The following is a 22522-nucleotide window of genomic DNA, read 5'->3' as shown; positions in this document are numbered from 1 at the left end:
TCTCTTTGGTACTAAGCTTTACTTGGAGTAAAGCTCGACGATCAGGTGTTCGTTAATGTCCGCAGACAGATCAGTACGTTCAGGAATACGCTTGAACACACCTTCCATCTTAACAGCATCAACTTCCAGCCAAGTCGGCTTTTCACGCTGCTCAGCCAGCTCCAAAGCTGCCTTAACACGAGACTGCTTTTTAGCTTTCTCACGGATGCTGACTACGTCATTCGGAGATACCTGATAAGAAGCGATGTTAACAACGCGACCATTTACCATGATAGCTTTATGACTAACCAGCTGACGTGATTCAGCACGAGTTGCGCCAAAGCCCATACGGTAAACTACGTTATCCAGACGGCCTTCCAGCAATTGCAACAGGTTTGCACCAGTGTTGCCTTTCAGACGTGCTGCTTCTTTATAGTAGTTACGGAATTGACGTTCTAGAACACCATAGATACGGCGAACTTTTTGTTTCTCACGTAACTGCACACCGTAGTCAGACAGACGCGGTTTACGCGCACCGTGCTGGCCAGGTGGTTGTTCAATCTTACACTTGGTGTCAATCGCGCGAACGCCAGACTTAAGGAACAGGTCTGTGCCCTCACGACGGCTCAGCTTGAGCTTAGGACCCAAATATCTTGCCATTTTCTCTCTCCAACAAACCTAAAAGCAGCGTTATACGCGGCGCTTTTTCGGCGGACGACAACCGTTATGAGGGATCGGAGTCACATCAGTAATATTAGTGATGCGGAAACCAGCCGCGTTTAACGCACGGATAGTAGACTCACGGCCCGGACCAGGTCCTTTAACCATAACTTCCAGATTCTTGATACCGTATTCTTTCACTGCGTCAGCGCAGCGCTCTGCTGCAACTTGCGCTGCAAACGGAGTAGACTTACGAGATCCACGGAAACCGGAACCACCTGCTGTTGCCCAACCCAATGCGTTACCTTGACGATCTGTAATGGTAACGATGGTGTTGTTGAAAGAAGCATGGATATGAGCCACACCGTCAGAGACTGTCTTTCTTACACGCTTGCGTGCACGAATAGGTGCCTTTGCCATTATTCAATCACCCCGATTATTTCTTGATCGGTTTACGCGGACCCTTACGGGTACGTGCGTTGGTCTTAGTACGCTGACCGCGAACTGGTAGACCACGACGATGACGCAAACCACGATAAGTCCCAAGGTCCATCAGACGCTTGATGCTCAGGGTCACCTCACGACGCAGATCACCTTCTACAACGTACTTGGCAACTTCGTCACGCAGCTTCTCGATTTGCTCTTCAGACAGCTCACTGATCTTAACATTTTCAGCGATATCCGCCGCAGCACAGATAGCCTGTGAACGGGTTTTACCGATGCCGTAGATCGCAGTCAATGCGATAACGGTATGTTTCTGATCAGGAATGTTAATGCCTGCTATACGGGCCACTATGCACTCCTACTATTTTATACAGCAATACCATTCTGAAAAGCCCGTTTTCAGGATACTCAAATAGTATTGCAGTCACATACAAAAGATTGGCTGGCTAATCTAGCCAGCTCAACCCAACTTTGCAAGAAAAATATGCAAGATAAATCAGCCTTGACGCTGTTTATGCTTTGGTTCGGCACTGCAGATTACGCGAACGACACCGTTACGCTTAACAATTTTGCAGTTACGACATAATTTCTTGACGGAAGCACGAACTTTCATTTTTACTCTCCGTAACTTCTCAAACATCCCTGAATTAGCGGTTATAGCCTTTCAGGTTTGCTTTCTTCAATGCAGACTCGTATTGACTAGACATCATCAGAGTTTGCACTTGAGCCATAAAGTCCATGATGACCACCACTACGATAAGTAGGGAGGTACCACCAAAGTAAAATGGTACTTTCATCGCGTCACGCATGAACTCCGGGATCAGGCAGATGAAAGTAATATACATCGCACCAATTAAGGTTAGACGCGTCATTACTTTATCGATGTACTTCGCCGTTTGCTCTCCCGGACGAATTCCTGGCACGAATGCACCGGACTTCTTCAGGTTATCTGCTGTTTCACGCGGATTGAATACTAACGCCGTGTAGAAGAAACAGAAGAAGATGATTGCAGACGCATAGAGTAACACATAAAGCGGCTGTCCCGGCTGCAAATACATCGAAATAGTCGTCAGCCAGTTCCAACCTGTCCCACCCCCAAACCATGATGCAATCGTGGCAGGGAACAGAATTATGCTGGAAGCAAAGATTGCTGGGATAACCCCGGCCATATTCACTTTCAACGGTAAGTGTGTGCTCTGTGCTGCATAAACACGACGACCTTGTTGACGTTTAGCATAGTTAACGACGATACGACGCTGACCACGTTCAATGAAAACAACGAAGAAGGTTACTGCAAACACTAATACTGCAACCAACAGCAACAGGAGGAAGTGCAGGTCGCCTTGCCGAGCTTGCTCGATGGTATGAGCTATTGCAGGTGGAAGACCCGCAACAATACCAGCGAAGATTATGATTGAGATACCGTTACCGATACCACGCTCAGTAATCTGTTCGCCCAGCCACATTAGGAACATTGTCCCGGTGACCAAGCTAACAACAGCGGTAAAATAGAAAGCAAAGCCTGGATTGATTACCAGACCTTGCATCCCAGGCATATTCGGCAGACCGGTAGCAATACCGATCGATTGGAATATAGCCAATACCAACGTGCCATAACGGGTGTACTGACTAATCTTGCGACGGCCAGCCTCCCCTTCTTTCTTTATTTCTGCCAACGCTGGATGAACCACCGTTAACAGTTGGATAATAATCGACGCCGAAATATACGGCATGATACCCAAGGCAAAGATAGAAGCACGACTGAGAGCACCACCAGAGAACATGTTAAACATTTCAATGATGGTCCCTCTCTGCTGCTCGAGCAATTTAGCAAGCACAGTGGCATCGATACCAGGAATCGGAATAAAAGAGCCGATACGGAAAACAATAAGCGCACCGATAACAAACAAAAGTCTGCGCTTCAGTTCGCCTAATCCGCCTTTAGCACTTTGAAAATCTAATCCTGGTTGCTTAGCCATCTGCTACTTATTCCTCAATTTTACCGCCAGCAGCTTCGATAGCAGCACGAGCGCCTTTGGTGACACGCAGACCACGAAGAGTTACCGCACGAGTGATTTCGCCTGAAAGCATAACTTTCGCGAACTCAATCTGGGTACCAACAACGTTAGCGGCTTTCAGCGTGTTCAGGTCGATTACGTCGCCTTCCACTAAAGCCAGTTCAGACAGACGAACTTCTGCCGTGATCATAGCTTTGCGAGAGGTGAAGCCGAATTTCGGCAAACGACGATATAAAGGCATCTGACCACCTTCAAAACCACGACGTACGCCACCACCAGAACGTGAGTTCTGACCTTTGTGACCACGACCAGCAGTTTTACCCAGGCCAGAACCGATACCACGACCTACACGCTTCGGCGCATGCTTGGCACCTTCAGCCGGAGACAGAGTATTTAAACGCATCTGTTACTCCTCAACTTTAACCATGTAGGAAACCAAGTTGACCATACCACGTACAGCAGGAGTATCCTCACGCTCTACAGTATGACCAATACGACGCAGACCTAAACCGATCAGGGTTGCCTTATGCTTTGGCAAACGACCGATACTGCTTTTTGTTTGAGTTACTTTAATAGTCTTTGCCATGGTTATTTCCCTAGAATTTCTTCGACGGATTTACCACGCTTAGCAGCGACCATTTCTGGGGATTTCATATCTTCTAAAGCAGCGATAGTTGCACGAACCACGTTGATCGGGTTAGTAGAACCATATGCTTTAGCTAATACGTTATGAACCCCTGCAACTTCCAAGACGGCGCGCATTGCACCACCGGCGATAATACCGGTACCTTCAGAAGCTGGTTGCATGAATACACGGGAACCTGTGTGAGCACCTTTTACTGGGTGCTGCAGAGTGCCGTTATCCAAAGCAACATTAATCATAGCGCGACGGGCTTTTTCCATCGCTTTCTGGATCGCTGCCGGAACTTCGCGTGCTTTGCCGTAGCCAAAACCAACGCGACCGTTACCATCACCAACTACTGTCAGTGCGGTAAAGCTGAAAATACGGCCACCTTTTACGGTTTTAGATACGCGGTTTACCGCGATCAGCTTTTCCTGCAGTTCGCCAGCTTGTTTTTCGATGTGAGACATCTTACACCTCTACCTTAGAACTGAAGGCCAGCTTCACGGGCAGCATCTGCCAGTGCCTGGACTCGACCATGATATTGGAAACCGGAACGGTCAAAGGATACTTTCGTGATCCCTTTTTCCAATGCGCGCTCAGCAATAGTTTTGCCTACAGCTGCTGCGGCATCTTTGTTGCCGGCGTACTTCAATTGCTCATTGATAGCTTTTTCTACAGTAGAAGCGGCGACCAAAATTTCAGAACCGTTTGGTGCAATAACCTGCGCGTAAATATGGCGTGGGGTACGATGTACCACCAGGCGAGTCGCACCCAGTTCTTTGAGCTTGCGGCGTGCGCGGGTCGCACGACGGATACGAGCTGCTTTCTTATCCATAGTGTTACCTTACTTCTTCTTAGCCTCTTTGGTACGCACGACTTCGTCGGCGTAACGGACACCCTTGCCTTTATAAGGCTCAGGACGACGGTAGGCACGCAAATCTGCTGCAACCTGACCAATCACCTGCTTATCAGCGCCTTTCAGCACGATTTCAGTTTGGGTCGGGCATTCGGCAGTGATGCCAGCCGGCAATTCGTGGTCAACTGGATGAGAGAAGCCTAAAGCTAAATTCACCACGTTGCCTTTAACTGCGGCACGGTAACCTACACCTACCAATTGAAGCTTCTTAGTGAAGCCTTCGGTAACACCAACGACCATTGCATTAAGCAGTGCACGAGTGGTACCCGCTTGGGCCCAACCGTCTACAGCGCCTTCGCGTGGAGCGAAAGTCAGTGTATTTTCTTCTTGCTTAACTTCAACAGCGCTATGGACGGTACGAGTCAGCTCGCCGTTCTTACCCTTAATCGAAATAACCTGACCGTTGAGTTTTACCTCTACGCCGGCAGGAATGACGACGGGTGCTTTTGCAACACGAGACATTCTTTCCTCCCGAATTAAGCTACGTAGCAGATAATCTCGCCACCAAGACCTGCTTGGCGAGCTGCACGATCGGTCATAACACCTTTAGAGGTAGAAATAACAGCGATACCCAAACCGGCCATAACTTTTGGCAGCTCATCTTTTTTCTTATAGATGCGCAGACCTGGACGGCTGATACGTTGAATGCTTTCTACCACTGCCTTGCCCTGGAAATACTTAAGTGCTAATTCCAGTACAGGCTTGGTGTCGCCTTCGACTTTAAAATCTTCAATAAAACCTTCTTCCTTCAGAACGTTGGCAATTGCCACTTTCAGCTTGGAGGAAGGCATGGTGACCGCAACTTTGTTTGCGGCTTGACCGTTACGGATACGGGTCAGCATATCCGCGATCGGATCTTGCATGCTCATCTGTCTTTACTCCCGTGATTCAATTGGTGACAATTACCAGCTAGCCTTTTTAAGGCCCGGGATTTCACCGCGCATTGCGGTTTCACGGACTTTAATACGGCTCAACCCGAACTTCCGCAGGAAACCATGCGGACGACCAGTTTGGTTGCAGCGGTTACGCTGACGGGACGGGCTGGAATCACGCGGCAGAGACTGCAGCTTCAGAACAGCATTCCAACGATCTTCGTCGGATGAGTTCACACCAGAGATAATAGCTTTTAATTCCTCGCGTTGAGCGCGGTATTTGTTAGCTAGTTTCACGCGAACGACTTCGCGTGCTTTCATTGATTGCTTAGCCATCAGTAACCCTACCTTACTTGCGGAATGGGAATTTAAAAGCAGCCAACAATGCACGGCCTTCATCATCGGATTTCGCAGTAGTGGTAATGGTAATATCCAAGCCACGTACACGATCGACTTTATCGTAGTCGATTTCCGGGAAGATGATCTGCTCGCGCACACCCATGCTGTAGTTACCACGACCATCGAATGACTTAGCGGACAAGCCACGGAAGTCACGGATACGAGGTACAGCAATGGTAATCAGACGCTCTAAGAATTCCCACATGCGTTCGCCACGCAGGGTCACTTTACAGCCGATCGGATAGCCCTGACGGATTTTGAAGCCTGCAACAGATTTGCGTGCTTTGGTGATAAACGGCTTTTGGCCGGAGATAGCTGCCAAGTCAGCTGCTGCATTATCCAGCAGTTTCTTGTCAGCGATCGCTTCACCAACACCCATGTTCAGGGTGATCTTCTCGACCCGAGGGACTTGCATGACAGAGTTGTAGTCAAACTGAGACATCAGTTGTTTGACCACCTCGTCTTTGTAGTAATCATGCAGTTTCGCCATCGTATTACTCCAAATTACTTGATAGTTTCGCTGTTAGATTTAAAGAAACGGACTTTTTTGCCGTCTTCGAATCTAAAGCCTACACGGTCAGCCTTACCGGTTGTCGCGTTGAACAGCGCAATGTTGGAAACTTGAATTGCAGCTTCTTTTTCAACAATGCCACCTGGTTGGTTCAGGGCCGGAACCGGCTTCTGATGTTTTTTAACCAGGTTGATACCTTCAACAATGACCTTACCAGCAGACAGGACATTCTTTACTTTACCGCGCTTACCTTTGTCTTTCCCGGTTAGCACGATAACTTCGTCATCACGACGGATTTTCGCTGCCATGGTTCGCTCCTTAGAGTACTTCTGGTGCCAGAGAGATAATTTTCATGAACTTCTCATTACGCAGTTCACGAGTTACCGGCCCAAAAATACGCGTGCCGATTGGCTGCTCGCTGTTATTATTTAAAATAACACAAGCGTTGCCATCGAAGCGAATGACAGAACCGTCCGGGCGACGTACACCCTTCTTGGTGCGCACCACTACCGCCTTCAGAACATCGCCTTTCTTCACCTTGCCACGAGGAATTGCTTCCTTGATGGTGATCTTGATGATGTCGCCGATGCCTGCGTAGCGACGGTGCGAGCCACCTAGAACCTTGATACACATTACGCGACGTGCACCGGAGTTGTCGGCCACGTTCAGCATAGTCTGTTCTTGGATCATGTTAGTGCTCCGCTAATGTCAACTACTACTTTAGGACCCAGAATAGGTCGTTTAAAAGCCCCAAGAATGAGGGCGCAGCATTATAACACCGCTTCCAGATTATGGGTAGAAAAAATAAACGGCTCACTTTCTGAGCCGTTTATTATGTGCGAGTTGGCTACTCTATTACAGAATCGCTTTCTCTACAACGCGAACAAGTGTCCAAGACTTAGTCTTTGACAATGGACGGCATTCGCGGATTTCTACCACGTCACCGATACCACATTCATTGTTCTCGTCATGTACATGCAATTTCGTCGTACGACGGATGAATTTCCCGTAAATCGGGTGCTTCACCACACGTTCGATAGCAACAACCATGGATTTCTCCATTTTGTCACTAACTACGCGACCTTGCAGAGTACGGATTTGGTCAGTCATTACGCACCCGCCTTTTCAGTCAGTAAAGTCTTAACACGTGCGATATTACGACGCACTTGTTTCGACAGGTGAGTTTGTTGCAGCTGGCCACTAGCCGCCTGCATGCGCAAATTAAATTGCTCACGCAGCAGGTTGAGCAGCTCAGTGTTCAGCTCTTCAACGCTTTTTTCACGCAGCTCTTGTGCTTTCATTACATCACCGTCTTAGTTACAAAGGTGGTTCCTACAGGCAGTTTCGCTGCTGCGAGCTTAAATGCTTCGCGAGCAGTTTCTTCCGGCACACCAGCCATTTCAAATAAAACTTTTCCTGGCTGGATCAGGGCAACCCAATACTCTACGTTACCCTTACCTTTACCCATACGCACTTCGAGCGGCTTCTCGGTGATCGGTTTGTCCGGGAATACACGGATCCAGACCTTACCTTGACGCTTAATTGCACGTGTCATCGCACGACGGGCTGCTTCGATTTGACGAGCCGTCAGGCGGCAACGGCCACAAGCTTTCAGGCCGAACTCACCGAAGCTAACATCCGTACCTTGCGCAAGGCCACGGTTACGGCCTTTGTGCATCTTACGGAATTTTGTACGCTTTGGTTGTAACATCAGCGATTCTCCTTACTTGCGGCCTTTACGCTGCTGCTTTTTAGGTTGAGCAGCCGGTTCCGGTTGTTCAACAGCAGCCATACCACCCAAGATCTCACCTTTGAAGATCCATACCTTAACGCCGATTACACCATAAGTGGTGTGCGCTTCAGATGTGTTGTAATCGATATCCGCACGCAGTGTATGCAACGGAACACGACCTTCACGGTACCATTCGGTACGCGCGATTTCAGCACCGCCAAGACGGCCGCTTACTTCAACTTTGATACCTTTAGCGCCAAGACGCATTGCGTTCTGTACAGCACGCTTCATAGCACGACGGAACATAACACGACGTTCCAGCTGTGAAGTGATGCTATCAGCAACCAATTTTGCGTCCAGTTCCGGTTTACGGACTTCGGCGATGTTAATCTGTGCAGGAACGCCAGCGATATCCGCTACGACCTTACGCAGTTTTTCGACATCTTCACCTTTCTTGCCGATAACGATGCCAGGGCGAGCGGTGTGAATAGTCACACGGATGCTCTTCGCTGGACGCTCGATAACGATGCGAGAAACGGAAGCTTTCGCTAATTCCTTAGTCAGGAATTGGCGAACTTTAAAGTCGCTGTCCAGGTTGTCAGCGAATTCTTTGGTATTTGCGTACCAGGTAGAGTTCCAAGCTTTGACAATACCTAGTCGAATACCATTAGGATGTACTTTCTGACCCATTGCTAGTCTCCAGAGTCTCAGCGATCGGACACAACCACAGTAATGTGGCTGGTGCGCTTCAGGATGCGATCTGCACGACCTTTTGCACGCGGCATAATGCGCTTCATGCTAGGGCCTTCGTCTACGAAGATCTTCGTGACTTTCAGATCATCGATGTCAGCGCCATCGTTGTGTTCTGCGTTAGCAATGGCAGACTCTAGTACCTTCTTAACCAAACCAGCAGCTTTCTTGTTGGTGTAGGTCAGAGTTTCCAGAGCTTGCGACACTTTCTTACCGCGAATCAGGTCCGCTACCAAGCGAACCTTCTGAGCAGAAGAACGAGCGTGGCGATGTTTAGCGATAGTTTCCATCTCTTCCTCCTACCTTAGCGCTTTTTAGCCTTTTTATCGGCCGCATGGCCGCGATAAGTACGGGTCGGCGCGAATTCACCCAGTTTGTGACCGACCATTTCATCGGAAACGAATACTGGAACGTGCTGACGACCATTATGGACAGCGATGGTCAAACCGATCATATTTGGAAAGACCGTTGAACGACGGGACCAAGTCCGAATTGGCTTCTTGTCTCCGCTTTCCACCGCTTTCTCTACCTTCTTCAGCAAGTGCAGGTCAATGAAGGGACCTTTCTTGAGAGAACGTGGCATGGCTTATCCTCTAATTATTTTTTACTACGGCGACGTACGATGAACTTATCAGTACGCTTGTTGCTACGGGTCTTCTTACCTTTGGTCTGAACGCCCCACGGGGTTACCGGGTGCTTACCAAAGTTACGACCTTCACCACCACCGTGCGGGTGATCTACCGGGTTCATCGCCGTACCGCGAACGGTAGGACGAATACCACGCCAACGACTGGCACCTGCTTTACCCAGGACACGCAGCATGTGTTCAGCGTTACCGACTTCACCTAAGGTGGCGCGGCAATCAGCTTGAACCTTGCGCATTTCGCCGGAGCGCAGACGCAGAGTAACGTAGGAACCGTCACGAGCAACGATCTGAACGTATGCACCAGCAGAACGAGCCAATTGGCCGCCTTTACCTGGTTTCATTTCTACGTTATGAACCGTTGAACCAACTGGGATGTTACGCATAGGCAGGGTGTTACCTGCTTTAATTGCAGCATCAACGCCAGATTGAATCTGGTCACCAGCTTTCAGGCCTTTAGGCGCTAGGATATAACGGCGTTCGCCGTCTTTGTACAGAACCAACGCAATGTTTGCGGAACGGTTCGGATCGTACTCCAGACGCTCTACCACTGCAGGGATACCATCTTTGTTGCGTTTGAAGTCAACCAGACGATAATGCTGCTTGTGGCCACCACCGATATGACGGGTAGTGATACGGCCATTGTTGTTACGGCCACCGCTTTTGCTTAATTTCTCAAGCAACGGGGCATAAGGCTTACCCTTGTGCAGCTCAGGGTTAACCACTTTAACAACGTGGCGACGACCCGGAGATGTAGGTTTACATTTAACAATTGCCATTGTTTACTCCTCCGACTTACTCTGCGCCGCCGATGAAGTCCAGATTCTGGCCTTCTTTCAGGGTGACGTAAGCTTTTTTCCAGTCGCTACGACGACCAACACGCTGACCGTGACGCTTACTCTTGCCTTTAACCAGCAAGGTGTTAACGTCTTCGACTTCGACTTCAAACAGTTTCTGCACTGCAGCTTTAATTTCTGCTTTGGTCGCGTCTTTGGCAACTTTGAGAACGATGGTGTTATTCTTTTCCATCGCAGCGGACGCTTTTTCAGATACATGCGGCGCGCGCAGTACTTTCAGCAGACGTTCTTCACGAATCATGCCAGCATCTCCTCAACTTGCTTCACAGCATCAGCAGTCATAACCACTTTGTCGAAGGCGATCAGGCTAACTGGGTCGATACCGGCTACATCGCGAACGTCAACCTTGTACAGGTTGCGAGCTGCCAAGAACAAGTTCTCATCCAGTTCACCCGTTACGATCAGCACATCTTCCAGAGCCATATCTTTCAATTTCTGCGCCAGCAACTTAGTTTTAGGTGCTTCAACAGAGAATTTTTCGACAATGATCAGACGATCTTGACGTACCAATTCGGACAGAATGCTTTTCAGCGCGCCGCGGTACATCTTTTTGTTTACTTTTTGACTGTGGTCCTGAGGCTTCGCAGCGAAGGTCACACCACCTGAACGCCAGATCGGGCTCTTTACAGAACCTGAACGCGCACGGCCGGTACCTTTCTGGCGCCACGGTTTTTTACCGGAACCAGTCACTTCAGCGCGGGTCTTCTGAGCACGGGTACCTTGACGGGCACCTGCTGCATAAGCAACAACAACCTGATGTACCAGCGCTTCGTTGAAATCACGACCGAAGGTAGTTTCGGAAACAGTCAGCGCGCCTTGCGCGTCTTTCAATACTAATTCCATTGCTATCCCCTTACGCCTTCACAGCTGGTTTAACGATCAGGTTGCCACCGGTTGCGCCCGGTACAGCACCCTTAACCAACAGCAGGTTGCGCTCAGCGTCAACACGTACTACGTCCAGGCTCTGAACAGTCACACGTTCGTCACCCAGGTGGCCAGCCATTTTCTTGCCTTTGAACACTTTGCCCGGAGTCTGGTTTTGACCGATAGAACCCGGAACACGGTGAGACAAGGAGTTACCATGGGTAGCATCTTGGGTACGGAAGTTCCAGCGCTTAACAGTACCGGCAAAACCTTTACCTTTAGACGTACCTGTAACGTCGACTTTCTTAACGTCTGCAAAAATTTCGACGCTAATTTCTTGACCAGCAGTAAATTCTTGACCTTCTGGAAGGCGGAATTCCCACAGACCACGGCCAGCTTCTACGCCAGCTTTAGCGAAATGACCCGCTTCTGGTTTAGTAACACGGTTAGCTTTTTTAGCACCGGTAGTTACTTGCACAGCACGGTATCCGTCGTTCTCCAGGCTTTTGACCTGAGTTACGCGGTTCGCTTCAATTTCGATAACAGTTACTGGGATTGAAACGCCATCTTCAGTGAAGATACGAGTCATGCCCACTTTTTTACCGACTAAACCAATCATTGTTTCAACCTCTCAATCGCTCAATGACCTGATTAACCCAGGCTGATCTGCACGTCTACACCGGCAGCCAGATCCAGACGCATCAGAGCATCAACGGTTTTCTCGGTTGGCTCAACGATGTCAACCAGACGCTTGTGAGTGCGAATTTCGTACTGATCGCGCGCATCTTTATTGACGTGCGGAGAAATCAGAACAGTAAAGCGCTCTTTGCGAGTTGGCAGCGGGATCGGACCACGAACCTGCGCACCAGTGCGCTTGGCAGTCTCGACGATTTCCGCAGTTGATTGATCGATCAAACGATGATCAAACGCTTTCAGGCGGATACGGATTCTTTGGTTCTGCATGAGACCAGAGCTCCAATTATTTATAAACGTAAATGATCACTCCTCGCACCCATTTCGATTGATGGGGGAGTGTAATCGTTCAACATATAACCCCCATATCGGGAGTATTGTTCAGTTGCAACACTAGGTTGAAACCGACAGATTAGTTTCAATCTGACCTATCAAGATTAGGTAGGCCCGCGCATTATACGTAAATACCAGCAGGAAGCAAGCGGGTGTTGAAAATCTATGCGAAAACTTACTAGATAATTTAATCGGGAAAGAATGAAGCTATTCGTGGGGATTCATGAAGGGAAAGAGTGAGGCTAATCGCGCTCACTCTTTTGACTAAAAACATCATGGCTAGATAGGCTATCGGGTGATCTGCGAGGAGTTAGTCTTTTGTTGCAAGCTGGGCTTGGGAGTAGTTTTGTATCCCTAAGCGGTCAATCAAACTAAGTTCTGTCTCAAGCCAATCAATATGTCCTTCTTCTTCAGCCAAGATTTCTTTCAGCAAATCACGGCTAACATAGTCATGGATTGAGTCCGCATAGGCAATGCCTTCACGTAGATCCTTCGCGCCGGCTAATTCGAGGGCTAAGTCAGATTTCAGTATTTCTTCTACGTCTTCACCAATATTCAACTTACCCAAATCCTGCAAGTTGGGGATGCCCTCGAGGAACAAGATGCGCTCAATATATTTATCCGCATGCTTCATTTCGTCGATGGATTCGTGATACTCCTTATCATTAAGGCGCATCAGCCCCCAGTTTTTAAACATTCGGGCATGGAGAAAATATTGATTGATAGCAACTAGCTCGTTTCCGAGTAGTTTATTGAGATGTGCAATTATCTTTTTATCGCCTTTCATAGAAATACCCTCCGCTTCCAGTACTAAAAGTGTAGTACCAGATGGCAAAGTGTGGGGAAAACTTCTCCCTGCTAACTATTAGGCAACATCATTCATTTCTGGAATGTTAGCGCGTTCCTCGATCAAGATCTCTCTAGCCTGTCGAATGCACTTCCCGCAGTCTGTACCGATAGGCACAAGTTGACGCAATTGTTGGATGGTATGTGGATGGTGCTGGCGTACAGCTTTACGGATAACTTTGTCAGATATCGCATTACACAGGCAAACATACATAAAATAACTCACTTCTTAACCAATATTTCAAGTGTAAATAAGAATGCGAGTTATTTCAATTAAGATTATTCATTTTAGGCAATAAAAAAGGGCGCCGAAGCGCCCTTTTAACTTAATCAATAAAATAATTAAGCGATAACTTTAGCAACAACACCAGCGCCTACAGTACGGCCGCCTTCACGGATTGCGAAACGCAGACCGTCGTCCATTGCGATTGGGTGAATCAGAGTAACAACCATGTTGATGTTGTCACCTGGCATCACCATTTCAACGCCTTCTGGCAGTTCGATGGTACCGGTCACGTCAGTTGTACGGAAGTAGAACTGAGGACGGTAGCCTTTGAAGAACGGAGTATGACGGCCGCCTTCGTCTTTGCTCAGAATATAAACTTCTGATTCAAAGGTAGTGTGTGGTTTGATTGAGCCTGGTTTAGCCAGAACTTGACCACGTTCGATGTCTTCACGCTTGATACCACGCAGCAGAACACCAACGTTCTCACCAGCACGACCTTCGTCCAGCAGTTTGCGGAACATTTCAACGCCAGTACAAGTAGATTTAGCAGTATCTTTGATACCAACGATTTCTACTTCTTCACCAACTTTAACGATACCGCGCTCTACACGACCAGTTACTACAGTACCACGGCCAGAGATAGAGAATACGTCTTCGATTGGCAGCAGGAACGGCTTGTCGATAGCACGTTCTGGTTCTGGGATGTAAGAATCCAGGTAACCAGCCAGTTCGATGATTTTAGCTTCCCACTCAGCTTCGCCTTCCAGCGCTTTCAGAGCAGAACCACGTACTACTGGCAGATCGTCGCCTGGGAAATCGTAAGCAGACAGAAGTTCACGAACTTCCATTTCTACCAATTCCAGCAGCTCTTCATCATCAACCATGTCACATTTGTTCATGAATACGATGATGTAAGGAACGCCAACCTGACGACCTAACAGGATGTGCTCACGAGTCTGTGGCATAGGGCCATCAGTTGCAGCAACAACCAGGATAGCGCCGTCCATCTGAGCAGCACCAGTGATCATGTTTTTAACGTAGTCGGCGTGCCCTGGGCAGTCAACGTGCGCGTAGTGACGTGACGGGGTGTCATATTCAACGTGAGAAGTGTTGATGGTGATACCACGTGCTTTTTCTTCTGGTGCGTTATCGATCTGATCGAAAGCACGAGCGCTACCGCCGTAGGTTTTAGCCAGTACGGTGGTGATTGCTGCAGTCAGGGTAGTTTTACCATGGTCAACGTGGCCGATAGTACCGACGTTTACATGGGGTTTGGTACGTTCAAATTTTTCTTTAGACACGACTATATTCCTTACTCTTGTGCTCTCCCACTTATGAGAGAGCACTGGATCATTGTTTTAAACCCGAAAGCTTATTTGCCACGGGCTTCGATAACGGCTTTAGCGACGTTACTAGGTGCTTCAGCATACTCCAGGAATTCCATGGAGTAAGAAGCACGGCCCTGAGTCTGAGAACGCAGGTCAGTAGCATAACCGAACATTTCAGACAACGGAACCTTGACGCGAACGGTTTTACCGGTAGCAGTATCTTCCATACCTTCGATGATACCGCGACGACGGTTAAGGTCGCCCATTACGTCACCCATGTAATCTTCAGGGGTTTCGACTTCAACCTTCATGATTGGCTCAAGCAGAACTGGTTTAGCTCGTTTGAAACCTTCTTTAAAGGCGATAGAACCGGCTAATTTAAACGCCAATTCTGAGGAGTCAACGTCATGGTAAGAACCGTAGTGCAGACGGATTTTAACGTCAACAACTGGGTAACCAGCCAGAGGACCGGCTTTCAGCTGTTCCTGAATACCTTTATCAACAGCAGGGATGAACTCTTTAGGAATAGAACCACCAACGATTTCGTTGACGAATTCATACCCAGCGCCACCCGGTGGTAACGGAGACATGTCGATTACAACATGACCGTACTGACCACGACCGCCTGACTGCTTCGCGTGTTTACCTTCGATATCCTTAACGGTATCGCGGATAGTTTCACGGTATGCAACCTGAGGTTTACCGACGTTTGCTTCCACGTTAAATTCGCGGCGCATACGGTCAACCAGGATATCCAAGTGCAACTCACCCATACCAGCGATGATAGTCTGACCAGATTCTTCGTCAGTCCAAACGCGGAATGATGGATCTTCTTTTGCCAGACGACCCAGAGCCATACCCATTTTTTCTTGGTCGGCTTTGGTTTTTGGTTCAACGGCAACAGAGATTACTGGCTCTGGGAACTCCATACGTTCCAAGATGATCGGGTTAGCAGGATCACACAGAGTGTCACCTGTCGTCACATCTTTCAGACCGATCGCTGCTGCGATGTCGCCTGCGCGAACTTCTTTGATCTCTTCACGTTTGTTTGCGTGCATCTGTACGATACGGCCCAGACGCTCACGCTGTGAACGTACTGAGTTCAACACGGTGTCACCGGAGTTTACAACACCAGAGTACACACGGAAGAACGTCAAGTTACCAACAAACGGGTCGGTAGCAATTTTGAATGCCAGTGCAGAGAACGGCTCTTTGTCGTCAGAGTGACGAACTGCCGGAGTATCTTTACCGTCATCCAGAATACCGTTGATAGCTTCAACATCAGTTGGTGCTGGCAGGTATTCAATAACCGCATCCAGCATTGCCTGTACGCCTTTGTTTTTAAACGCAGAACCACAGGTAACCAAGATGATTTCGTTGCGCAGAACACGTTGACGCAGAGCTGTTTTGATCTCTTCTTCGGTCAGCTCTTCGCCGCCCAAATATTTGTCCATCAGCTCTTCTGATGCTTCCGCAGCAGATTCAACCAAGTTCTGGTGCCATTCTTTAGCCAGTTCAACCATATCAGCCGGGATCTCTTCGTATTCGAAGGTCACGCCCTGATCAGCTTCGTTCCAGTTGATAGCTTTCATTTTTACCAGGTCGATAATACCGGTAAATTTCTCTTCCGCGCCGATAGCCAGTTGCAATGGAACTGGATTCGCGCCCAGACGAGATTTAATCTGACCAACAACTTTCAGGAAGTTCGCACCCATACGGTCCATTTTGTTAACGAACGCGATACGTGGAACTTTATACTTGTTAGCCTGACGCCATACGGTTTCAGACTGTGGCTGAACACCACCAACTGCACAGTAAACCATTACCGCGCCGTCAAGAACACGCATGGAACGTTCTACTTCGATGGTGAAGTCAACGTGCCCAGGGGTGTCAATGATATTGACGTGATGTGGTTCGAACTGTTTAGCCATACCAGACCAGAAGCAGGTAGTAGCCGCAGAAGTGATGGTAATACCACGCTCCTGCTCCTGTTCCATCCAGTCCATGGTGGCTGCGCCGTCATGAACTTCACCGATTTTATGGTTTACACCGGTGTAAAACAGGATACGTTCGGTAGTGGTTGTCTTACCGGCGTCGATGTGAGCGCTGATACCGATATTACGATAGCGCTCAATGGGTGTTTTACGAGCCATTTGATTCCTCTATTCCTAGGGCGTTCATTCGGTTAACCCATGCGGGTTGGCTTTTGAGCGCCCGCATGGTTATTCCCGCTTTTTCGTTTAGCCAAGATTGGCGTCTGCGCTGTGCGGCTACTCGCCGTACTGATGTACTGTTTCGTAGCTGCTCTCAGGCCTTAGCCTTGTCCTGTCGAAAAAACAGGAATACACAAACTACTACGTGGCAATTACCAGCGGTAGTGGGCGAACGCCTTGTTAGCTTCGGCCATACGGTGAACGTCTTCACGTTTCTTAACAGCAGAACCTTTGTTCTCTGCTGCGTCAGACAGTTCATTCGCCAAGCGCAAAGCCATGGATTTATCACCGCGTTTACGAGCAGCATCAACGATCCAACGCATTGCCAAGGCATTACGACGAACCGGACGAACTTCAACTGGTACCTGATAAGTAGAACCACCAACGCGGCGAGACTTAACTTCGACAGTCGGGCGCACGTTATCCAGAGCTACTTCGAAAGCTTCCAGAAAATCTTTACCAGAACGCTGAGCCAGGGTCTCCAGCGCGGTATAGACGATTGCTTCTGCAGTAGATTTTTTACCATCTACCATCAGGATATTTACAAATTTCGCCAACAATTCAGATCCGAACTTAGGATCTGGTAAAATTTTACGTTGGCCAATTACACGACGACGTGGCATGGAAATACTCCGTTGTTAATTCAGGGTTGTCCAAAACTCTAAGAGTTTATTTTGACATTAATGTAAAAATGTTTGGCCTTACTTAACGGAGAACCATTAAGCCTTTGGCTTCTTCACGCCGTACTTAGAACGTGATTGCTTACGGTCTTTAACACCTGAGCAGTCAAGCGCGCCGCGAACGGTGTGGTAACGCACACCTGGCAAGTCTTTAACACGACCGCCACGGATCAGGATCACGGAGTGTTCCTGTAGGTTATGACCTTCACCGCCGATGTAGGAGGTGACTTCAAAACCGTTAGTTAAACGCACACGGCAAACTTTACGCAGTGCGGAGTTAGGTTTTTTCGGGGTGGTGGTATATACGCGGGTACATACACCACGTTTCTGCGGGCATGCTTCCAGCGCAGGAACGTTGCTTTTAGCAACCTTCATGCTGCGTGGCTTGCGAACCAGCTGGTTAATCGTTGCCATTATTAAAAAAGCTCCTGGTTTTTTGCTTCGTAAACACGTGATAAATCCCCCTCGTTTGCACTACTGGCAGAGAACGAGGACGCAGAATTTTATGGCTGACTATCTAAGGTGTCAAGAAATATACAGCATCAACTGCATTACCATGCCAGTTGTTGCTGATGTTTTAGGGTCAAATCCACGAAGTGAGTATAGCCGATTACTGTAACGCTGTCTGAAATTTGACCAGACAAGCCACGCGCAATGACATCATCTCCCAACACAAAGAGGGAAGCGGGGTTATTTAACAATAGCTTAAGACTTTCACTGTTTTTCAAGACAGCCATAACACCGTCTTGTAGAAATAAAATCTCATCTTCGGATGTGACTAATCTCAGTAATGCAGATAAATCGCAGTGATAAGGTGAATGACTGACGGTATACAGCATTATCGCTACCCGAATCCCATTAAAAAGTCAGCACGACATCATAAGTTGCCAATTGGCTACGCAAATTTACCGGAGATAATACCTCAACATCAAGTACCCAATCCGTCACTTCACTCAATCCACGTTGCTGCAATGACGCTCCACAAATATAACAATTCTCGACATCGTACAGGGGTAAGACACCAAAAGTCGCAATATAGTTTCTGGCGAGGATGACTTCTGGTTTTTGCTGCGGTAATAACTGGAGTACACCATCTGACACAAAGAAAGCACCGATCTCTTCGCTAAGAGCAGAAGTCGCGAGTAATGCATCCAGCCCTTCACGGCCACTGGTATTGCCATGCGGCCCTTGGGTAAAAACAAATGCGATCCGATTCTTGCCCATTAAAATTGCACCATTCGGTCGCAAGTTAATGCCGCTTCCGCCAATGCGCCCAAACCACTCAAGGTAAACCCTGTTTGCAAGTTTGCAGCGGTCAGATTGAGTTGCTCAGCTTCCTGTGCGTCAGTGACACCACGGCGCAGTGCCGCTGCAACACACACATTCAACGTCACTGCATGCTTGGCTGCCAACTGTTGCCATGCCCGAACCAGATCGAATTCATCACTGGCGGGCGATGTCAGTTGGTTAGCATTCAGCACACCTTCACGGTAGAAAAATACACTGGTTAACATATGTCCGGACTTAATCAGAGCTTGTGCAAACTGATACGCACTACTCGATTGCTGTGTTCCATAAGCAGGCCCTGTCACCATCAGGCAATATTTTGCGATATTCACCTCAGACATCAACGATCATGTCCAATAAGGTCACCGCTTTTAAATTGGCGAATGTAGAGATACACAGTGTGTTTAGAAATATTGAGCCGTTCTGCAACCTGATTGATGGCATCTTTGATATCAAAAATACCTTTTTCATAAAGGTTGAGGACCACTTGACGGTTCTTCGCATTATTAGAAACATTGCGATCAGCATTCACTTCTTCAATGGTGAACTCCAATGTTTGCGCCACCAAGTCATCCACAGATGAGGCAAAATTGACTGAGGAAGGGACTTCTTGTGTTTCCGGCGGCATAAAAGTCTGAATGATTTGTGAAAAAGGCACATCCAGATTCATATTAATGCACAGCAAGCCAATCACGCGCTGGTCACGGTTGCGAATAGCGATGGTGACAGACTTCATCAATACACCGCTTTTGGCGCGTGTGAAATAAGCCCGTGAAACACTGCTGTCAGCACCGGCCATATCGTGCAGCATCCGCAGAGCCAAGTCTGTTATCGGTGAGCCAATCTGCCTTCCGGTATGCTCGCCATTAGCGATTCTTACCGCAGAGCTTTTGAGGTCTTCCAGTGAATGCAGGACAATTTCACAGTGGTTGCCAATAAGCATAGCCAAGCCATCAACGATAGCCTCGTATGACTTTAGTATTTCATGGTCCGTCTGACTGAACGGACGTTCATCCAGTAAATCCAGTTCACTGGTTTCGCTACTGAGAAGCGAATTAGACATCGAAGACACCATCCTCTACGTAAAGCCTGTCTCAATATCGTTGGCAGACTAATAACTCAATATCCTAGATTTTAAGTCTAGCAAATATGCCGAGATAAAATCCTTGCGTTTGCGCGTGATATTGACGTTAAGCCCACAAGCCATAAATCGTCAAGTTATCAACGAACAGAAGTGCAAATTGATAGATATAACGCAAAAAAAACCGCCACGACAAAAATCGCAGCGGTTATCAGCATAACCGGGTTCTAAGCTAAATTACTTTTTAGCTTTTGCATCCGCGGCAGCGGCTGGTTGTTCTTCAGCAGCGTCTGCTTTAGGCGCAGCTTTCACATCCAACAGTTCTACATCAAATACCAGAGTAGAGTTAGCCGGGATCCCTGGGACGCCAGTTTTGCCGTATGCCAACTCTGGTGGGATAACCAGAGTTATCTTGCCACCTTTCTTGATTTGCTTCAGACCTTCGGTCCAGCCAGGGATAACACCATCCAGACGGAAGGACAGCGGCTCACCACGTTTGTATGAGTTATCAAACTCAGTACCGTCGGTCAGCGTCCCTTTGTAGTTAACAACGACGGTATCGGTGTCTTTTGGTGCTTCACCTGTACCGGCTTTCTCTACTTTGTACAGCAGGCCAGATTCAGTTTTCTTCACATCTTTTTCTTTAGCGAAGGTTTCGCGATACTTAGCGCCTTTATCGGCGTTTTCTTTAGCATCCTGCTCCATTTTCGCTTGAGCAGAGGCTTTTACACGCGCTTCAAAACCTTGCAGGGTTTTTTCGATTTCTTCGTCGGTCAGCTTGCTCTTGCTAGCAAAAGCGTCCTGTACACCCGCGATCAACTGGTCTTTATCCAGTTTAATGCCCAGTTTTTCTTGTTCTTTCAGGGAGTTATCCATGTAACGCCCTAATGATGCGCCTAATGCATAGGCAGATTGCTGGTCATCATTCTTAAATGCGCTATTTGTCGTTGCTGCGGCGTCAGCCGTTTTCGCTGCTTCAGCAGCAAAAGCAGCAGAGGTATTCAGGGTCAGCGCCATGGTGGTAGCCAGTAGCGTTACTTTAAACAGTGATTTCATCCATTTCTCCATTGGCTTAAGGACTCTTACCCCAAGCAACGATTATAAGAGTAACTTGTACTATAACTGTCTGTGCGAACACAAAACAATCTCTATACTCATGCTATTAAGTGATATTCAGACTTTTTTTACTACAAGAAGTTTCGTTTTATCGATATCTTGACCCTCGCAGAGCAATCACGGAGTTTTACAGGTAGAATCCACCCTCCCTGCCATTTTCCCTATTTTCATCAGGTGGAAAGTGGTTAATGGGTATGATTTGCAGTCATGAGAGGTAATTAAGATGGAACAATCCCTGTTTGAGCAACGGCTAGAAATGCTGGAAAGCCGTCTGGCATTTCAGGAAGTGACGATTGATGAACTCAATTTAATCGTGACGGAACATCAGATGGAAATGAGTAAGCTGCGGGAGCATCTACGTTTGTTGACCGATAAACTACGGGCATCCCAGCCATCAATGCTGGTCGCCGAATCGGATGAGACACCGCCTCCGCACTATTAGTATTGGCAGTCATTAGCACTGGCAGTGAAATTCAGTGCAGCTAATAGCAAAAAGCCAGCCGCAAGGCTGGCTTTTGACTAACTGAGTCTTGTTAACTGACTCGGTTAGATTTTAGTGACAGCCACAGCCGCCGCCTTTACCACAACCGCCTTTGCCGTGTTCGTGGCCGTGCTCACCTTCATCATGGCCATGACCACCGCAGCAACCGTCACCGTGTTCGTGATGATGATCATGCTCACCATGTACGTGACCATGTTGCAGTTCTTCTTCCGTTGCTTCACGGATAGCAACCACTTCAACGTGGAAGTTCAAATCCTGACCCGCCAGCATATGGTTACCATCAACCACAACGTGTTCATCTTCAACCGCTGTGATTTCTACTGGTACTGGGCCTTGATCGGTATCCGCCAGAAAACGCATGCCAACTTCCAGCTCGTCAACACCCATGAAGACGTCTTTCGGTACGCGCTGCACCAGATTTTCATCATAGCTGCCGTAACCTTCATCAGCGTTAACACGCACATCAAAGCTGTCACCCGCTTCGTGGCCTTCGAGCGCTTTTTCCAAACCAGCGATCAGGGAACCGTGTCCGTGCAGGTAGTCCAACGGCGCGCTCACCGGAGACTCATCAACTAAAACACCGTCTTCTGTACGTACCTGGTAAGCCAGGCTGACCACCAAGTCTTTTGCTACTTTCATGATATCTCCTACCCTTGGAACAAAAATTGGCACAGATTGTAGCGGAAATCTGCACCGCTGTACCCTCCAGCATAAAAAAACGCGAAGGATAACGCTACTCCGGATGGAAAATACCGATCACTTGTTCATTTTCACGAACGTGTTGATTGACTTGTTCATCCGTCTGACGCTGATGGTGACCGCACTTCACACACTCGACAACTTCAACCTGATCTTCACGCCATAAAGCTAGCGTATCCAATGCCTTACATTGCGGACAAACGGCTCCGGCAATAAACCTTTTACGTGTCACTGTCATCGTTCTCTCC

The 22522-nt window shown here is 48.1% G+C and carries 40 protein-coding genes; 1 reads left to right on the top strand and 39 read right to left on the bottom strand.

The window, feature by feature from the left end:
• Positions 1-18: 18 nt before the first annotated feature.
• From rpsD to fkpA, 37 genes are all read right to left on the bottom strand, one after another.
• Positions 19-639, bottom strand: coding sequence for a 30S ribosomal protein S4 (gene rpsD, locus ACIOG0_RS01270; RefSeq protein WP_002218949.1), 621 nt, complete (start codon positions 637-639; stop codon positions 19-21).
• A gap of 30 nt (positions 640-669) precedes the next feature.
• Positions 670-1059, bottom strand: coding sequence for a 30S ribosomal protein S11 (gene rpsK / locus ACIOG0_RS01265; protein ID WP_004709234.1), 390 nt, complete (start codon positions 1057-1059; stop codon positions 670-672).
• Positions 1060-1075: 16 nt separating this feature from the next.
• Positions 1076-1432: a 30S ribosomal protein S13 gene (rpsM, locus tag ACIOG0_RS01260; protein WP_050099599.1), complete on the bottom strand. Its 357-nt coding sequence runs from the start codon at positions 1430-1432 to the stop codon at positions 1076-1078.
• 147 nt (positions 1433-1579) lie between these two features.
• Positions 1580-1696: a 50S ribosomal protein L36 gene (rpmJ, locus tag ACIOG0_RS01255; protein ID WP_002227352.1), complete on the bottom strand. Its 117-nt coding sequence runs from the start codon at positions 1694-1696 to the stop codon at positions 1580-1582.
• A gap of 34 nt (positions 1697-1730) precedes the next feature.
• Complete coding sequence (gene secY, locus ACIOG0_RS01250; protein WP_002213344.1) at positions 1731-3062, bottom strand: preprotein translocase subunit SecY; 1332 nt, start codon at positions 3060-3062, stop codon at positions 1731-1733.
• A 7-nt stretch (positions 3063-3069) separates the two neighbouring features.
• Positions 3070-3504 carry a 50S ribosomal protein L15 gene (rplO, locus tag ACIOG0_RS01245; RefSeq protein WP_004391411.1) on the bottom strand — a complete coding sequence of 145 codons (435 nt, stop codon included), beginning with the start codon at positions 3502-3504 and terminating at the stop codon, positions 3070-3072.
• A gap of 3 nt (positions 3505-3507) precedes the next feature.
• Positions 3508-3687: a 50S ribosomal protein L30 gene (rpmD, locus tag ACIOG0_RS01240; RefSeq protein WP_002213339.1), complete on the bottom strand. Its 180-nt coding sequence runs from the start codon at positions 3685-3687 to the stop codon at positions 3508-3510.
• A 2-nt stretch (positions 3688-3689) separates the two neighbouring features.
• On the bottom strand, positions 3690-4193 hold the full coding sequence (gene rpsE, locus ACIOG0_RS01235) for a 30S ribosomal protein S5 (RefSeq protein WP_004391412.1): 504 nt from the start codon (positions 4191-4193) through the stop codon (positions 3690-3692).
• A 14-nt stretch (positions 4194-4207) separates the two neighbouring features.
• Positions 4208-4561 (bottom strand): 50S ribosomal protein L18, encoded by a 354-nt coding sequence (rplR, locus tag ACIOG0_RS01230; protein WP_002213336.1) that lies wholly within the window; start codon positions 4559-4561, stop codon positions 4208-4210.
• A gap of 9 nt (positions 4562-4570) precedes the next feature.
• Positions 4571-5104, bottom strand: coding sequence for a 50S ribosomal protein L6 (gene rplF, locus ACIOG0_RS01225; RefSeq protein ID WP_004391415.1), 534 nt, complete (start codon positions 5102-5104; stop codon positions 4571-4573).
• A 14-nt stretch (positions 5105-5118) separates the two neighbouring features.
• Positions 5119-5511, bottom strand: a complete 393-nt coding sequence (gene rpsH, locus ACIOG0_RS01220; protein WP_004709239.1) for a 30S ribosomal protein S8 — start codon at positions 5509-5511, stop codon at positions 5119-5121.
• Between the two features lie 33 nt (positions 5512-5544).
• Positions 5545-5850: a 30S ribosomal protein S14 gene (rpsN, locus tag ACIOG0_RS01215; protein WP_004391418.1), complete on the bottom strand. Its 306-nt coding sequence runs from the start codon at positions 5848-5850 to the stop codon at positions 5545-5547.
• A gap of 13 nt (positions 5851-5863) precedes the next feature.
• Positions 5864-6403 (bottom strand): 50S ribosomal protein L5, encoded by a 540-nt coding sequence (rplE, locus tag ACIOG0_RS01210; protein WP_005159856.1) that lies wholly within the window; start codon positions 6401-6403, stop codon positions 5864-5866.
• Positions 6404-6417: 14 nt separating this feature from the next.
• The gene (gene rplX, locus ACIOG0_RS01205; protein WP_004709242.1) at positions 6418-6732 is read right to left on the bottom strand and encodes a 50S ribosomal protein L24; all 315 of its coding nucleotides are present in this window, start codon (positions 6730-6732) and stop codon (positions 6418-6420) included.
• A 10-nt stretch (positions 6733-6742) separates the two neighbouring features.
• The gene (gene rplN / locus ACIOG0_RS01200; RefSeq protein WP_002213325.1) at positions 6743-7114 is read right to left on the bottom strand and encodes a 50S ribosomal protein L14; all 372 of its coding nucleotides are present in this window, start codon (positions 7112-7114) and stop codon (positions 6743-6745) included.
• A gap of 165 nt (positions 7115-7279) precedes the next feature.
• Positions 7280-7534, bottom strand: a complete 255-nt coding sequence (rpsQ, locus tag ACIOG0_RS01195; RefSeq protein WP_002228135.1) for a 30S ribosomal protein S17 — start codon at positions 7532-7534, stop codon at positions 7280-7282.
• Positions 7534-7725, bottom strand: a complete 192-nt coding sequence (gene rpmC / locus ACIOG0_RS01190; RefSeq protein WP_005159843.1) for a 50S ribosomal protein L29 — start codon at positions 7723-7725, stop codon at positions 7534-7536. Before rpmC ends, rpsQ begins: the two co-directional genes overlap by 1 nt.
• Positions 7725-8135, bottom strand: coding sequence for a 50S ribosomal protein L16 (rplP, locus tag ACIOG0_RS01185; RefSeq protein ID WP_002218940.1), 411 nt, complete (start codon positions 8133-8135; stop codon positions 7725-7727). The genes rpmC and rplP overlap by 1 nt, the downstream gene beginning before the upstream one ends.
• A 12-nt stretch (positions 8136-8147) precedes the next feature.
• The gene (gene rpsC / locus ACIOG0_RS01180) at positions 8148-8846 is read right to left on the bottom strand and encodes a 30S ribosomal protein S3 (RefSeq protein ID WP_002221644.1); all 699 of its coding nucleotides are present in this window, start codon (positions 8844-8846) and stop codon (positions 8148-8150) included.
• Between the two features lie 17 nt (positions 8847-8863).
• The gene (gene rplV / locus ACIOG0_RS01175; RefSeq protein ID WP_002223844.1) at positions 8864-9196 is read right to left on the bottom strand and encodes a 50S ribosomal protein L22; all 333 of its coding nucleotides are present in this window, start codon (positions 9194-9196) and stop codon (positions 8864-8866) included.
• Positions 9197-9210: 14 nt separating this feature from the next.
• Positions 9211-9489: a 30S ribosomal protein S19 gene (rpsS, locus tag ACIOG0_RS01170; RefSeq protein WP_002213430.1), complete on the bottom strand. Its 279-nt coding sequence runs from the start codon at positions 9487-9489 to the stop codon at positions 9211-9213.
• A gap of 14 nt (positions 9490-9503) precedes the next feature.
• A complete protein-coding gene (gene rplB / locus ACIOG0_RS01165; RefSeq protein ID WP_002213425.1) occupies positions 9504-10328 on the bottom strand; it encodes a 50S ribosomal protein L2 in 825 nt (274 codons plus the stop codon).
• A 16-nt stretch (positions 10329-10344) separates the two neighbouring features.
• Positions 10345-10647, bottom strand: coding sequence for a 50S ribosomal protein L23 (gene rplW / locus ACIOG0_RS01160; protein ID WP_005159841.1), 303 nt, complete (start codon positions 10645-10647; stop codon positions 10345-10347).
• Positions 10644-11249, bottom strand: coding sequence for a 50S ribosomal protein L4 (gene rplD / locus ACIOG0_RS01155; protein ID WP_019213299.1), 606 nt, complete (start codon positions 11247-11249; stop codon positions 10644-10646). Before rplD ends, rplW begins: the two co-directional genes overlap by 4 nt.
• Before the next feature lie 10 nt (positions 11250-11259).
• Positions 11260-11889, bottom strand: a complete 630-nt coding sequence (gene rplC / locus ACIOG0_RS01150) for a 50S ribosomal protein L3 (RefSeq protein ID WP_004709250.1) — start codon at positions 11887-11889, stop codon at positions 11260-11262.
• A 32-nt stretch (positions 11890-11921) separates the two neighbouring features.
• Complete coding sequence (gene rpsJ, locus ACIOG0_RS01145) at positions 11922-12233, bottom strand: 30S ribosomal protein S10 (RefSeq protein ID WP_001181005.1); 312 nt, start codon at positions 12231-12233, stop codon at positions 11922-11924.
• A 373-nt stretch (positions 12234-12606) separates the two neighbouring features.
• On the bottom strand, positions 12607-13083 hold the full coding sequence (bfr, locus tag ACIOG0_RS01140) for a bacterioferritin (RefSeq protein WP_050099598.1): 477 nt from the start codon (positions 13081-13083) through the stop codon (positions 12607-12609).
• 78 nt (positions 13084-13161) lie between these two features.
• Positions 13162-13356 (bottom strand): bacterioferritin-associated ferredoxin, encoded by a 195-nt coding sequence (gene bfd, locus ACIOG0_RS01135; protein WP_050099597.1) that lies wholly within the window; start codon positions 13354-13356, stop codon positions 13162-13164.
• Positions 13357-13484: 128 nt separating this feature from the next.
• Positions 13485-14669: an elongation factor Tu gene (gene tuf, locus ACIOG0_RS01130; RefSeq protein WP_050076773.1), complete on the bottom strand. Its 1185-nt coding sequence runs from the start codon at positions 14667-14669 to the stop codon at positions 13485-13487.
• A gap of 71 nt (positions 14670-14740) precedes the next feature.
• Positions 14741-16849, bottom strand: coding sequence for an elongation factor G (gene fusA / locus ACIOG0_RS01125; RefSeq protein ID WP_050099596.1), 2109 nt, complete (start codon positions 16847-16849; stop codon positions 14741-14743).
• Between the two features lie 212 nt (positions 16850-17061).
• Positions 17062-17532: a 30S ribosomal protein S7 gene (rpsG, locus tag ACIOG0_RS01120; protein ID WP_002212324.1), complete on the bottom strand. Its 471-nt coding sequence runs from the start codon at positions 17530-17532 to the stop codon at positions 17062-17064.
• Positions 17533-17628: 96 nt separating this feature from the next.
• Positions 17629-18003, bottom strand: a complete 375-nt coding sequence (gene rpsL, locus ACIOG0_RS01115; protein ID WP_002212323.1) for a 30S ribosomal protein S12 — start codon at positions 18001-18003, stop codon at positions 17629-17631.
• 137 nt (positions 18004-18140) lie between these two features.
• Positions 18141-18428, bottom strand: a complete 288-nt coding sequence (gene tusB, locus ACIOG0_RS01110) for a sulfurtransferase complex subunit TusB (RefSeq protein ID WP_050099595.1) — start codon at positions 18426-18428, stop codon at positions 18141-18143.
• A 19-nt stretch (positions 18429-18447) separates the two neighbouring features.
• Positions 18448-18813 carry a sulfurtransferase complex subunit TusC gene (tusC, locus tag ACIOG0_RS01105; RefSeq protein WP_050099594.1) on the bottom strand — a complete coding sequence of 122 codons (366 nt, stop codon included), beginning with the start codon at positions 18811-18813 and terminating at the stop codon, positions 18448-18450.
• Positions 18813-19208, bottom strand: coding sequence for a sulfurtransferase complex subunit TusD (tusD, locus tag ACIOG0_RS01100; RefSeq protein WP_072087710.1), 396 nt, complete (start codon positions 19206-19208; stop codon positions 18813-18815). The genes tusC and tusD overlap by 1 nt, the downstream gene beginning before the upstream one ends.
• Before the next feature lie 8 nt (positions 19209-19216).
• The gene (locus tag ACIOG0_RS01095; RefSeq protein WP_050099592.1) at positions 19217-19939 is read right to left on the bottom strand and encodes a transcriptional regulator; all 723 of its coding nucleotides are present in this window, start codon (positions 19937-19939) and stop codon (positions 19217-19219) included.
• 255 nt (positions 19940-20194) lie between these two features.
• Positions 20195-21013 carry an FKBP-type peptidyl-prolyl cis-trans isomerase gene (gene fkpA, locus ACIOG0_RS01090; protein ID WP_050099591.1) on the bottom strand — a complete coding sequence of 273 codons (819 nt, stop codon included), beginning with the start codon at positions 21011-21013 and terminating at the stop codon, positions 20195-20197.
• 283 nt (positions 21014-21296) lie between these two features.
• Here fkpA and ACIOG0_RS01085 point away from each other — a divergent pair, with 283 nt between their 5' ends.
• On the top strand, positions 21297-21515 hold the full coding sequence (locus ACIOG0_RS01085) for a protein SlyX (RefSeq protein ID WP_004709265.1): 219 nt from the start codon (positions 21297-21299) through the stop codon (positions 21513-21515).
• 111 nt (positions 21516-21626) lie between these two features.
• Here the strand turns inward: ACIOG0_RS01085 and slyD are convergent, their stop codons facing one another.
• The gene (slyD, locus tag ACIOG0_RS01080) at positions 21627-22214 is read right to left on the bottom strand and encodes a peptidylprolyl isomerase (RefSeq protein ID WP_004709267.1); all 588 of its coding nucleotides are present in this window, start codon (positions 22212-22214) and stop codon (positions 21627-21629) included.
• A 94-nt stretch (positions 22215-22308) separates the two neighbouring features.
• Complete coding sequence (locus ACIOG0_RS01075; protein WP_050099590.1) at positions 22309-22512, bottom strand: YheV family putative zinc ribbon protein; 204 nt, start codon at positions 22510-22512, stop codon at positions 22309-22311.
• Between the last annotated feature and the right edge of the window lie 10 nt (positions 22513-22522).

This window comes from Yersinia vastinensis (genome assembly GCF_044905075.1).
Lineage (GTDB): Bacteria > Pseudomonadota > Gammaproteobacteria > Enterobacterales > Enterobacteriaceae > Yersinia > Yersinia vastinensis.
Note: the sequence above shows the minus strand (reverse complement) of the source record. Positions and strands in the feature narration are given on the sequence as shown.